The 12514-nt window shown below is 58.3% G+C and carries 13 protein-coding genes; 4 read left to right on the forward strand and 9 right to left on the reverse strand.

All coding sequences use genetic code 11. The features are described 5' to 3' along the window. Nucleotides 1-13: 13 nt before the first annotated feature. The 3 genes from AC2FGC_RS04995 to AC2FGC_RS05005 form a co-directional block, all read right to left on the reverse strand. Nucleotides 14-754 (reverse strand): YbaY family lipoprotein, encoded by a 741-nt coding sequence (locus tag AC2FGC_RS04995; RefSeq protein ID WP_496696020.1) that lies wholly within the window; start codon nt 752-754, stop codon nt 14-16. A gap of 98 nt (nt 755-852) precedes the next feature. Continuing rightward, the gene (locus AC2FGC_RS05000) at nt 853-2631 is read right to left on the reverse strand and encodes an SLC13 family permease (RefSeq protein WP_496781546.1); all 1779 of its coding nucleotides are present in this window, start codon (nt 2629-2631) and stop codon (nt 853-855) included. A 90-nt stretch (nt 2632-2721) separates the two neighbouring features. Beyond that, complete coding sequence (locus tag AC2FGC_RS05005) at nt 2722-3537, reverse strand: TIGR00282 family metallophosphoesterase (protein ID WP_496781548.1); 816 nt, start codon at nt 3535-3537, stop codon at nt 2722-2724. Between the two features lie 89 nt (nt 3538-3626). Here AC2FGC_RS05005 and AC2FGC_RS05010 point away from each other — a divergent pair, with 89 nt between their 5' ends. Then, nucleotides 3627-3860, forward strand: a complete 234-nt coding sequence (locus AC2FGC_RS05010; RefSeq protein ID WP_058275635.1) for a putative hemolysin — start codon at nt 3627-3629, stop codon at nt 3858-3860. A 5-nt stretch (nt 3861-3865) separates the two neighbouring features. Here AC2FGC_RS05010 and AC2FGC_RS05015 read toward each other — a convergent pair whose 3' ends face one another. Together AC2FGC_RS05015 and mgtE are read right to left on the reverse strand one after the other, a co-directional pair. Beyond that, a complete protein-coding gene (locus AC2FGC_RS05015; RefSeq protein WP_496724251.1) occupies nt 3866-4429 on the reverse strand; it encodes a 5-formyltetrahydrofolate cyclo-ligase in 564 nt (187 codons plus the stop codon). Next, entirely contained in the window at nt 4426-5820 is a 1395-nt protein-coding gene (gene mgtE, locus AC2FGC_RS05020; protein WP_496781550.1) for a magnesium transporter, read from the reverse strand. The genes AC2FGC_RS05015 and mgtE overlap by 4 nt, the downstream gene beginning before the upstream one ends. Before the next feature lie 140 nt (nt 5821-5960). Between mgtE and guaD the strand changes: the two genes are divergently transcribed. Then, nucleotides 5961-7250 (forward strand): guanine deaminase, encoded by a 1290-nt coding sequence (gene guaD / locus AC2FGC_RS05025; protein WP_496781552.1) that lies wholly within the window; start codon nt 5961-5963, stop codon nt 7248-7250. Here guaD and AC2FGC_RS05030 read toward each other — a convergent pair. The 3 genes from AC2FGC_RS05030 to AC2FGC_RS05040 all read right to left on the reverse strand — a co-directional run bounded on the left by AC2FGC_RS05030 (nt 7247) and on the right by AC2FGC_RS05040 (nt 9903). Next, nucleotides 7247-8581, reverse strand: a complete 1335-nt coding sequence (locus tag AC2FGC_RS05030; protein ID WP_496724247.1) for an 8-oxoguanine deaminase — start codon at nt 8579-8581, stop codon at nt 7247-7249. The two genes, guaD and AC2FGC_RS05030, sit on opposite strands and share 4 nt — an antisense overlap. Nucleotides 8582-8695: 114 nt before the next feature. Beyond that, nucleotides 8696-9487, reverse strand: coding sequence for a histidinol-phosphatase (gene hisN, locus AC2FGC_RS05035; protein WP_496724245.1), 792 nt, complete (start codon nt 9485-9487; stop codon nt 8696-8698). 44 nt (nt 9488-9531) lie between these two features. Further along, the gene (locus AC2FGC_RS05040; protein ID WP_109313179.1) at nt 9532-9903 is read right to left on the reverse strand and encodes a helix-turn-helix domain-containing protein; all 372 of its coding nucleotides are present in this window, start codon (nt 9901-9903) and stop codon (nt 9532-9534) included. A gap of 319 nt (nt 9904-10222) precedes the next feature. Between AC2FGC_RS05040 and AC2FGC_RS05045 the strand changes: the two genes are divergently transcribed. Continuing rightward, a complete protein-coding gene (locus AC2FGC_RS05045; protein ID WP_496724243.1) occupies nt 10223-11179 on the forward strand; it encodes an NADPH:quinone oxidoreductase family protein in 957 nt (318 codons plus the stop codon). 7 nt (nt 11180-11186) lie between these two features. On the opposite strand, the gene AC2FGC_RS05050 is transcribed toward AC2FGC_RS05045, so the two are convergent. Next, nucleotides 11187-12068: a LysR family transcriptional regulator gene (locus AC2FGC_RS05050; protein ID WP_496724241.1), complete on the reverse strand. Its 882-nt coding sequence runs from the start codon at nt 12066-12068 to the stop codon at nt 11187-11189. Nucleotides 12069-12195: 127 nt separating this feature from the next. On the opposite strand from AC2FGC_RS05050, the gene AC2FGC_RS05055 reads away from it, so the two are divergent. After that, entirely contained in the window at nt 12196-12405 is a 210-nt protein-coding gene (locus AC2FGC_RS05055; RefSeq protein WP_496724240.1) for a DUF1127 domain-containing protein, read from the forward strand. The last annotated feature ends 109 nt before the right edge of the window (nt 12406-12514 follow it).

The following is a 12514-nucleotide window of genomic DNA, read 5'->3' on the forward strand; positions in this document are numbered from 1 at the left end:
GGCCCCTTAAACCCTACTGTTCACGGGCAAACTGAACGACGGATTGCCCAGCACTGTCCAGCAACACCAGCGTATCGCCTTTGAACGCATATGCTGTCACCCCTTGTAGGGCTTTGAAAAATTGCCGCTCAACTTCATCCAGTGGGGGCGGACAGGCCATTAGGGTGGCAGCCATGTTGTCGGGGAATTCAATATTGTTGCCCGCAATCTCGGCTTGGCCGGAAAACCGGTTACATCCACCGCTGCCTGAGAACGCGCCATCATTGGCGAATGAAAGCGCGGGGCGCCTTTCGGTCTCAAGTGCTGCGCCATTCAGGCCGGTTGCAGTCCAGTTGGTGTTCTCCAGCACGGCTGCCCCGGGCGGTTGTACTTTGACCAGCATCAGATCGGTCGTGTTCCCGGCCCCATTCGTCAGAACAGGGTAGGCAGTATCGGTTGTGAACAACAGCTTGTCGCCCTGAAAGATCGAACCACGCACCACGTAGCGCATCCCCTCTTGAATAAGGGCGTCGTCATAGCTCAGCTCAAATTGTGCTGGCACTCCGGTCAGCGCATAGCGCTTTGCCGACAGGGTCACCGACGGTGCGTCCGCGCGCGAGACGTCTTGCAATTGCACGTAAAGCGTCGCATCCGGAGGTACGGCGATACGCTCGCGATATGCTGCAGTGCCTTCGATCGTTCCGCCGATGGCCGCGCCGCTCAGCAGGACTGATGTGGCCGCAACCGTAAGCGCAGTATATCCGGTCTTGAGCATTGGCGTGCTCCTTTTCGCAAAATCACTTATTCAAAACATTGTATGAGGTTTTGATTTTACAAGGACTTCGCCGGAAAACCAGCGGTTCCGTGCCGAACTCAAAGCGGCCAGATCAGAGGGATCAACAGCGAAGCCAGCAAACCCACAGTCAGATTCAGCGGCACGCCAACCTTCAGAAAATCTGTGAACCTGTACCCACCGGGGCCGTAAACCATCATGTTGGTCTGATATCCGATCGGCGTCGCAAATGAAGCCGAGGCTGCCACCATGACCGCCACCACCAGAGGACGCGGATCAACGCCCACGGCCTGCGCCAAACCGATGGCAATCGGCGTCACCACAACTGCCACGGCGTTATTCGACACTAGCTCTGTCAGCACAGAAGTCAGCAAATAGACCGCCCAGATGATCAGGAATGGTGGCAGGGCACCAAGACCCGGCGCCACGGCTTCGACAATTAAGGAAACTGCACCGGATTTATCCAAGGCCGCGCCTATGGCCAGCATTGAGAAGATGAGGGCCAGCAATCTTCCTTCGACAAAGGAAAACGCCTCATCCGCGTCGATGCAGCGCGTAATCAAAACTACCGCAACAGCCAGGATCGACAGCAGCAGGATGGGCGCAACGCCCAGCGCGGCCAGCACAACGATCCCGGTCAGCGCCCCGATGGCAATCGGCGCGTGGCTGCGGCGGAATGCGCGGGCAGAAGGTTGGGTCACATCGACCATATCCATATCAGCAGCCAGTTTCCGGATATCTGCAGGTGAACCCTCCAGCAGCAGCGTGTCACCGACCCGCACAACCAGATCATCCAATTGCCGCCCGATATTCTGGTTTCTCCGATGCACCGCCAGCACATAGACGCCATAACGGCGGCGTAAACGCATCGCGCCCAACGTCCGCCCCACCATGCGGCAACCCGGAGTGATCAGCACCTCGACCGTTTTCGTCTCAACCGCCGAGACCTGATCAACACGCTTAAGCTCCCTATTGGTTTGCAGGCTCAGCAGTTCCGTCATCTCAGTCCGAAGAACGACACGGTCGCCAACTTTCAAAGCGACGCCCTTGAGGTTGCGCCGCAACGACTCGTCGCCGCGCACGACGTCGATCAGGCGCACGCCAGGACGTTTGAACAGCTGCACGCCCGTCACCTCACGCCCGATCAGGTTGCTGTCGGGGGGAATGACAGCCTCGGTAAAGAACTTCATCTTCGACCGATCGCTAAGCATTGTCGCCATGCTGTCCCGTTCCGGCAGCAGGCGCGGCGCGACAAACCGCAGGTAGAACATGCCGTAAATGACCAGCGCGATGCCCAGGGGCGTGACCTCGAAGATCGTAAACGGGGCCATCCCCTGGGACCGCGCGACACCATCAACCAACAGGTTGGTCGAGGTGCCGATCAAGGTCAGCGTGCCACCCAGAATGGCCGCATAACTAAGCGGGATCAGCAGTTTCGAGGCCGACACGTTCAGCGTCCGCGCGATCTGAACGAATACGGGGATCATAACGACCACTACGGGCGTGTTTGAAACCACCGCCGAGGCAAAGACAACAAAGGCCATCAGCGTTGCGATTGCGACCTTGGGACTTACCTGTGCCTGTTTTTGCGCGGTCGATGTGAATGCGTCCAGTGCTCCGGTACGCACCAATGCTCCCATGATGATGAACATCGCGGCAATCGTCCAAGGGGCCGGATTTGACAGAACGGCAAGTGCGCTTTGATAGGGCAGAATGCCCGTCACCAGCATCAAGGCCACGCCACCAATTGCGACCACTTCAGTCGGATAGGATTCGCGCAGGAACATGATGAACATGCCTGCAACGACCAACAGCGCCAGTATCGCGCTTCCCATTTCTGTCAGTTGAAGGAATTGCATTCTTGGTTTTCTGTCCGAACCCTGGCTTGGTTTACGCGCCCGTCAGGCAGTTTCACGCATTGCGCGCGACAGAGCAAGCCTGACGTGCCCTTACAGTGGGCCAGCTTGCTGTAGCCGCCCGCCAACGCGCACCATTTGAACAGATTTCGCCTGACCGTCCCGGTCGTCGGTTTCAACGAACACGCCACTTAGCGTGGCCTCGCCATTAGCCGGAGTGAACCGGGCCTTGGGCATGCCAGTGATAAACCGGCGCATCGGTTCCAGTTTGTCCATGCCGATGACCGAGTCATAATCGCCGCACATGCCCGCATCCGTCAGATATGCCGTGCCACCCGGCAGGATTTGCGCGTCCGCGGTTGGCACATGCGTATGCGTGCCCACAACAAGGCTGGCGCGTTTGTCGCAATAGTGGCCCATGGCCATCTTTTCGGAAGTCGCTTCACAATGCATATCGACGATGATCGCCTGCGCTTGCCCGCCACGCGGGTGCGACTTCAGGATTGGTTCAACAGCAGAGAACGGATCATCAAAGGGGCGTTTCATGAAGACTTGCCCCAACACCTGAACAACCAGAACCTTGCGCCCGCCCGGCGCGGTGTACAACCGGTGGCCCCTGCCCGGCGCGCCCTTGGCAAAGTTCACCGGGCGCACGATACGGGGTTCACTTTCGATGAATTGCAACATGTCTTTCTGGTCGAACGCGTGATCGCCCAGTGTCAGGCAATCGGCCCCGGCATCCAGCAGCAGCTTGGCGTGATCCCCGGTCAGACCCATCCCGTTTGATGCGTTCTCGCCATTGACCACGACAAAATCCAACCGCCATTCGTCGCGCAGACGCGGCAAATGTTGCTGAATGGCCGCGCGTCCGGCGCGGCCCATCACGTCACCTAGAAAAAGTATCCTCATTCGAACTGTCCTAAGTGTGGTATCTCTCAAGCACAAGTGGTTAAGCTGGCAGAATAAACCGCCAAAGCACATTATGCAGGAGATTTCCCATGCGCCTTGCCCTTCTGACCGCCGCCAGTTTGACCGCGCTTTCAGCTTGCGACCAACCTGCTTCAAACGACTCGTCCACCCAGCTGGCGAACCCGGCAGCAACCTTTTGCGTTGAAAGCGGCAATCGTTACGAAATCCGAGATGGCGAAGGCGGCCAGATCGGTATCTGCATCCTGCCCGATGGCACAGAAGTGGACGCGTGGGAGTACTTTCGCGAAAACAGCCCGACCTAAGGCGGTCAGGCCGAGAACGTCAGTACTCGGCTTTCAGTGATGACCATATCCAACGGCTGATCCGTGGGTTCCAACGGCAGCCCCTCGGCTTCTTGTGCGTCAAAGGCAAAGCCGATGGCCAGTGTGGGGCGCTTGGCGCGCAATCCCTCCAGCGTGCGGTCATAAAAGCCACCGCCATATCCCAGTCTTCCGCCTTGCGCGTCAAAAGCAACCAGCGGCACAACCAGAATCTCGGGGTCAAAATAGTCGTCAATTTCGGGAACCTTAGCGCCGAACGGGCCATCCTTTAGCCCGCCCTCGGGCGTCCAGCGCGAAAACCGCAACGCCTGCCCGGCGGCCTGAATGACCGGCACACCGACCGGGCCATAAGCCGCGGCCTCGGCCATAGCAGGCAAAGGATCAATTTCGGTGCGGATCGGCATGTACCCCGACATCGGGACGCCACGATGCCCCGCAAGCACTTCGGACAAACGTCCGGCTGCACCCGGCAAACGCGCATCGAATGCAGCCTTCCGGCGCGCAAATGCCGCCTTACGGGCGACGGCCTTGATTTCAGTCAGATCGGTCACAGAAGCACCACGCTGGCAAGCCCAAGAAAGATGAAGAACCCCATGACATCCGTTGTGGTGGTCACGAAAGTCCCTGACGCCAGCGCCGGGTCAATGCCCAGACGATCCAGCACAACCGGTACTACCGTACCTGCGAAGCCTGCGATCGCCATATTCACGACCAAGGCCGAGCCGATCACGACACCCAACAAGGGTGAATCGAACCACATCATGCCGACTGTCCCCAAAACGGTCGCAAAGCACAGACCATTGAGCACACCCACAAACAATTCTCGCCGGATAACACGCGCCACGTTCGATCCGGTCAAGTCGCGCGTAGCAAGCGCCCGCACCGCAACCGTCAGCGACTGCGTCCCGGCATTCCCCCCCATGGACGCAACGATCGGCATCAGGATTGCCAGTGCCACCAACTGATTGATCGCCGCTTCGAACTGCGAGATGACCAGTGACGCGCATATTGCGGTACACAGGTTGACGGCCAGCCAAGGCAGGCGCCGCCTACTGGTCGCGGCGACACTGTCGGACAACGAGCTTTCGTCGCTGACGCCGGCAAGGCGTAACATGTCCTCTTCGTATTCTTCATCCAGAACAACCATGGCGTCATCAATGGTAATCACGCCGACCAAACGCCCATCGGCATCGACCACTGGGGCGGAAATCAGGTGGTACTGGTTAAAGGCGTAGGCCACATCCTCTTCGTCCTGATCGACAGGGATGGTGTGAAATTCCTCTTCGGCGATGTCGTGCAACGGCACTTCGCGCCGGGTTGCCATCAGCTTGCCAAGCGTGACCTGTGCCACCGGTTTGAGCCGCGGATCAACCAGAACAACGTGATAGAACTGTTCCGGCAAGTCATCATTGGCGCGCATGAAATCGATGGTCTGCCCCACGGTCCAATGCTCGGGCGACATGACCACCTCGCGCTGCATGAGGCGACCGGCCGAGTTTTCCGGAAAGGACAGCGCCTGTTCTGCGGCGATCCGCTCGGAATCTTCCAACGCGTCCAGGATGGCTTCTTGCTGCGGCTCTTCAAGGTCTTCCAGCAGGTCGACGACGTCATCGCTCTCCATTTCCCGCACGGCGTCGGCCAGAACGTCGGGGCGAAGGACACTGATAACCTCTTCGCGGACGGACTCATCCAGTTCGGATAAGATATCGCCGTCAAATTCCTTGTCGTAAAGACGGATCAAACGCCCACGGTCATAGGGATTAATCTGTTCAAGGAGGTCGGCAATGTCCGCAGGGTGCAGCGGCTCCATCAGCTCGATCAGCTTGTCGCGATCTTCCACATCAACCGCATACAGGATCGCGGCAACCATCCGGCGATCCAGCGCATAGGCGTCATCGTCGCTTGCGGAATCGATTACGGGTTCATCATAGCCTGTCGTCATGTCTGCCCCCGGTTGGTTCGCGCATTGACCCCTAATTAGAAGAAGCAGCTACCGGAAAACAATGACAATGCGCCGATTTACCGACAAGTTTCGCCCCACTATGCTGTTTCGCAGTCCCATACAGGCGGAGATGAACGGAAATGGCGCAAAAAACGCTGCTGAAAGGGCGTGTCCTGAGCTTCAACGGATCACCATTCGAAGGTGAGCCGACAGAGGCTGTGACAATCAGCGAAGCGGTCCTGATCGAAGACGGCCGCATATCTGCAGTCGGCGAGGCCGACAGCTTGATATCCGCGAACCGCGATGCCGAAGTTGTAAACCACGGTCAACACGTGATCATGGCTGGCTTTGTGGATGCGCATGTCCATTACCCACAGACCGCGATGATCGCCAGCTGGGGCAAGCGCCTGATCGACTGGCTGAACACATATACTTTCCCCGAGGAAATGAAGTTCGGGAATCCCGACTATGCAGCCGAGATCGCCAATCGTTATCTCGACCTGACGGCCTCGCACGGCACCACAACGATGTGCAGTTTCTGCACCATCCACCCCGAAAGTGTCGATGCGTTCTTCACGGCTGCCCAACAACGCGGGCAACGTGTTGTGGCGGGGAAAACCTGCATGGACCGCAATGCGCCCGAAGGGCTGCGGGATACTCCGCAGACGGCCTATGACCAATCGCAGGCGCTGCTTGAGAAGTGGCAAGGTGTCGACCGGATATCCTACGCCATCACACCGCGGTTCTCCCCCACATCCACGCCCGAGCAGCTTGAGGCAATGGGCGCTCTGTGGGCCGAACACCCGCATTGCCTGATGCAAACGCACCTGAGCGAGCAGACAGACGAAATCTCATGGGTTCGTGAGCTTTTCCCTGATGCGAGGGACTATCTGGATACCTACGAAAAGTTCGGGCTGCTGGGGTCGCATGGCGTTTACGGCCATGTCATCCACCTGGAATCGCGTGAACGCGATCGGCTGCGCGAGGTTGACGCCTCACTGATCCATTGCCCAACCTCGAACACCTTTATCGGATCCGGCTTGTTCGACATGGACGGGCTGATGCGCGAAGGGCACCGGGTTGGTCTGGCAACAGATACCGGCGGTGGGTCGAGCTTTTCAATGCTCCACACGATGGCTTCGGCCTATGAAATCGGGCAACTGCGCGGCTCGCCCCTGCACGCGGCGCAACTGCTGTGGCTGGGAACGGTTGGCTCGGCGCGTACGCTGCGGATGGATGATTGCATCGGCAATGTCGCACCGGGGATGGAGGCTGATCTGGTCGTTCTCGACCTAGCCTCAACCCCTGCAATTGCCCAGCGTGAAGCCTGCGCCGATGATCTGTGGGAGGCGGTCTTTCCCACGATCATGATGGGCGACGACCGGGCGATTGCCGAGGTTTGGATCGCCGGTCGCCGCGTGTCTTCCTAAGCCTGCAAAGCGCGGGCCAATTGGGTCTGCCGTTCGATCACGCGCGGCAGGTCCAACGTCGTGACATGCCCGTCGCGCACGATCTGGCGGCCTTCGACAAACAGGTGTTTCACCTTCATTGGTCCGGCCAGCAGCAGTGCGGCCGGGTCCCAACTGCCCGCGCTTTCGATCCCGCGCGTGTCCCATATGGCAATGTCGGCGCGCTTACCGGGCTCAAGCCGACCGCAATCGGGGCGGTTCAGCACATCTGCACCGCCACGCGTGGCAATCTCCAACGCTTCGCGTGACGACATTGCATCTGCGCCATTGGCAACGCGCTGCAGCAGCATGGCCTGTCGGGCCTCGAGGATCAGACTGCCGTTATCATTGCTGGCCGAACCGTCTGCGCCCAGACCCACCGGAACCCCGTGGTCACGCATGGCCCGCACTGGGGCGATACCCGATCCCAATCGACAATTGGAGCAAGGACAATGGGCTACACCCGTTTGGGTTCTGGCAAACAGATCAATCTCGGCCCTGTCCAGCTTGACGCAATGCGCGTGCCAGACGTCTGATCCGGTCCACCCCAAGTCTTCGGCATATTGACCTGGGCGGCACCCGAACTGCGCCTGCGAATAGGCAATATCTTCATCATTTTCCGCCAGATGGGTGTGCAGCATCACGCCCTTGTCGCGCGCAAGGATTGCTGTGTCGCGCATCAGGTCCCTGCTGACGGAAAAGGGAGAGCAGGGCGCTAACCCAACCCGGCACATCGCCCCTTCGGATGGGTCGTGAAACGCGTCGACCACACGGATCATGTCGTCAAGGATTGCCGATTCGACTTCGACCAAGGTATCTGGCGGCAATCCTCCGTCGCTCTCACCGATACTCATCGCGCCACGGGTCGGATGGAACCGCAGGCCAATTTCAGCGGCAGAGGCAATCGTGTCGTCCAGACGCGTGCCATTGGGATACAGGTATAGGTGATCAGAGCTAAGCGTGCACCCTGACAGAGCCAATTCCGCCAGACCGATCTGAGCCGACACGAACATCTCTTCGGGACCGAATCTAGACCAGATCGGATAGAGTGTCTGCAACCAACCGAACAGCAACGCATCCTGCCCCCCTGGCACGGCCCGCGTCAGGGTTTGGTACAAATGGTGGTGGGTGTTCACGAGGCCGGGGGTCACAACACAACCCGCGGCATCGTGGAGCTCTCCGTCTGTTTGCAGGTTGTGGCCGATCTGCTTGATCTGACCACCAGAAATTAGAATGTCCGCGCCCGACAGTTCTTGTCGCGCGTCATCCATCGTCAGTATGGTATCTGCATTTTTGATAAGGATTTCAGTCAATTCGCCCTCCTGCATTAGCCCGTCTCATGCAAGGAGTGCAAAGGCTGGCGGAAAACGGGCACAAGAACCAGCCGCGTAGAACCTACCCGACCGGCCAAATCGCGGCAACCGGTTTCAGTAGTTGCGCAGGATTTCCAGTGCGACCGCGTGCAGTTCGGGATTCGCCGCCGCCAGAGCCCGCCCGCCATTATGGGCCGGACCGCCCCGCCAGTCAGTCACAACCCCACCAGCAGCCTCGATCACTGCAATGGGGGCCTGAATGTCATAGGCGTTCAAGCTGGATTCGATCACCAGATCAACCTGCCCCGCCGCCACCAGCGCATAGGCATAACAATCCATGCCATAACGGGTCAGCTTTGCTTGCCGGGCCACCGCTTCGAACCCTGCACGGTCCTCAGGTGTGCCAACCTCTGGGAAGGTCGTAAAAACAACCGCCTGATCCAAAGCGGATGTCGAGCGTGTTTTCAACGGTACCGTTCCGGATGGGCCGGTGACCTGCGCGATATCCGCCGAACCCACAAACCGTTCGCCGATATAGGGCTGGTCGATCACCCCCATGATCGGGCCTTCAGATGTGCTGAGAGCAATCAGAACCCCCCAAGTCGGCGTACCGCTGATGAACCCGCGGGTACCGTCAATGGGGTCCAGAACCCAGGTCCGGCCGCTTGAGCCTTCTTCGCGACCAAACTCTTCGCCAAAAATGCCATCTTCGGGCCGATGACGCGCCAGAACCGCGCGCATCGCCGTTTCGGCGTTGCGGTCAGCAATGGTTACGGGGTCAAACCCATCTTCCAGTTTGTTCGTGGTGTCCAGATTGGTTTGCCGAAAATACGGAAGAATGGCCGCACGCGCCGCGTCGGCCATTTCTTCGGCAACTTCCAGATCGCTTAGAGAGGTCTCTTGCATGCGTAACCCGTGAGGTGCGCACGGTTTGGAGTCAACCCGCTAATTTATGCTACGTCGCTGAGAACCCGAGCAAGCTCGAACAGGCGGCGGCGCTGGTTTTCGGGAATCGCGTAGTAGGACCGCACGAGGTCCAGCGCTTCCTTGTCCCCCATCAGATCGGCAGGAACCGACTTTTTGCCAGAGGTTTCCTTTTCGGCCTCTTCCAGACCTTCAAAGAAAAAGCTGACGGGAACGTCCAATGCTTCGGCAATGTCCCACAGGCGAGACGCGCTGATCCGGTTGGCCCCAGTTTCATACTTTTGAATTTGCTGAAACTTAATACCAACTTGTTCCGCCAGCTGCTGCTGGGTCATGCCAATCAGCCAGCGGCGATGCCGGACGCGCTTGCCCACATGGACATCGACGTGATGGGTCATTGGTATTCTCCTCTTTTACACACAACTACCTGGGGCGCGCGTTGCTTTTTATCGCAACACTAGCGAGTCGCACTTAACCACTCCCTAATTTGGAACATACCCCCAAAACAGCACCATAGCGCAATATTGCCGCATTTGGGTAATTTTTCAAGAAGGTTGAATCTGTTTCGGGCCACAAAGATTTAGGGTTGTGTGTTTTTTATACTGGGATAGTCCCCACGCCCACCATGTGCACTTGAAACGAACCGAATTGGCCGGGGAATAGATTGACAAACCCTGGCTGAAAAGAATCTATGCCCCAAAATTACGGAGCGCGATCATGCAGGCATTCACGATACAATCCCAGGGAAGCGCCGCCCAATTGGCTGATATTGACCTTCCCGAACCCGGCACCGGGCAAGTACGCATCGCGATCAAGGCCTGCGGATTGAATTTTGCCGACTTGCTGATGCAGAAGGGTACGTATCAGGACACGCCCGAGGCTCCGTTCACGCTGGGTATGGAAGTTGCGGGTGTTGTCGACAAGCTGGGTAACGGTGTTACGCGCTTGAATGTCGGGGACCGTGTTGCCGTTTATTCCGGTCAGGGCGGACTGGCGGAATATGGCGTTTTTGATGCGAGTCGCGCGATTCCCCTGCCCGATGCAATCAGCTTTGAAAGTGCCGCGGCCATTCAGATCGCTTACGGCACCAGCCACATCGCCCTTGATCATCGGGCGCATCTCCGGCCGGGGGAGACCCTTTTGGTGACCGGTGCCGCAGGTGGGGTTGGACTTACCGCCGTCGAAATTGGCAAGCTGATGGGTGCGACGGTAATTGCCCATGCGCGTGGGCAGGAAAAACTGGATGTGGCCCGCGCGGCTGGTGCGGATCACCTGATCGACGCCTCGGAAGACCTACGCGCACGCGTCAAGGATCTGGGCGGCGCGGATGTCGTCTATGACGCTGTCGGAGGGGATGTCTTCAAAGCCGCGTTCCGGGCAACCAACCCCGAAGGCCGTCTGTTGCCCATCGGGTTTGCGGGCGGCGACGTTCCCCAAATTCCGGCCAACCATCTGTTGGTAAAAAACCTGACTGTGATTGGGTTTTACATCGGCGGCTATCTGAGATTCCGACCGCAGATTGTACAGGACAGCTTTGACACGCTGTTCGGCTGGCTCGCCGAAGGGCGGATCAAGCCGCATATCAGCCACGTTCTTCCACTGGCCGAGGCCGACAAAGGCATGCAACTGCTGCGCGACCGCGTGGCCACCGGCAAAGTAGTTATTACCCCCTGACGGGCGCTTACCCCACCACAGCCTTGAGCGGGGCACTGCCCAGTATACGAAAATTCTGACGCACCAGCGCGGCCAGCGATTCGACGACAGCGCCGCGCCCGGTCTCGCCCCCATACAGATTGATCATGTGGGCCGGCAGTTCCGGCAAAGCCCCTCCGGTATCGATCTGTTCAAGATGTGCGGGTTCGGTCCCGTCCAGCATCGCGTGAACAGCCAGATCCGCGCTGACTGTCGCCTCGATCGTGCGGTCGTTTTCTGTTTCGACCGACAGTTCCCACGGGATACCTTCCGCATCGAGGGCCGAGATCATCTGGGGCCGGAACGCGCACCGCCGTCCGACGGCCAATGGAATCGGATTCTTACGCCATGCTGACCCGCCCGGCGCCCCAATCCACCGCAAGGGCAACTCAGCGACGGTCTCAGATCCATCACTGGCTGAGGCTTCGGTTGTCAGGATCAGATCGCACTCGCCGCGTTTGAACATTTCTTTCAGCTGAAGTGAATATGACGAAATCAGCTGCACCCGAACCCGCGGGAAGTCAGCATTGAAACGCTGCAAGACCCGCGGGATGGCCGGGTAGACGATGTCATGCGGAACGCCCAGAACGACCTCGCCTTCATAGGCCTGATCCGTGAGCTTTGAGATTACTTCGTCATTCAGAGCGATCATGCGTCGGGCATAGGCCAGCAGCTGTTCACCGGATGCAGTCAACGCAATTGTGCGCCCACTACGGTCCAACAATTCAAGGCCCAGCAGCTCTTCCAACCGCTTCAACTGCATCGACACGGCGGATTGCGTCAGATGCAGAAATCCGGCGGCCCTTGTGACGCCACCCTGGTCAGCAACGGCAACGAAGGAACGGAGCGTGGTGATATCCAGATTTCGCATGTTCACAAATCCTTATGCATTTCTTCATAAATATTCATTTTTAAAATGTGACATGTTGCGCCATATAAATCAAGGAAGTTGATGGAAAGACGGTTATCCATCATGAAACAGAGAAAGGACAATAAATATGACCCAAATTGCAATCAAACAGCACTGCAAACCGCAGCGTCGCTCTTTGTTGTCCTCGCTTCGGGATGCCCTCTCTCTTCTGCGTCAGCGTCAAACGCTTGCCAGACTTGATGATCGCGCCCTGGAAGACATCGGCATCACACGCCAACAGGCCGAAGCCGAGGCGTCACGATCCATTTGGGATGCGCCGGAGTTCTGGCAAAAGTGATTCGACACTGCACCTTTTCTCGGTGAATGGCAGCGCGAACCGTCGGGCTGCCATTTTTGTTGCGTGTTTTAGCCAGTTTCGGGCGTTAAACCCTTGAAACACAGCCCGC

The sequence above is a fragment of the Ruegeria sp. CDSC054 genome (assembly GCF_059610645.1).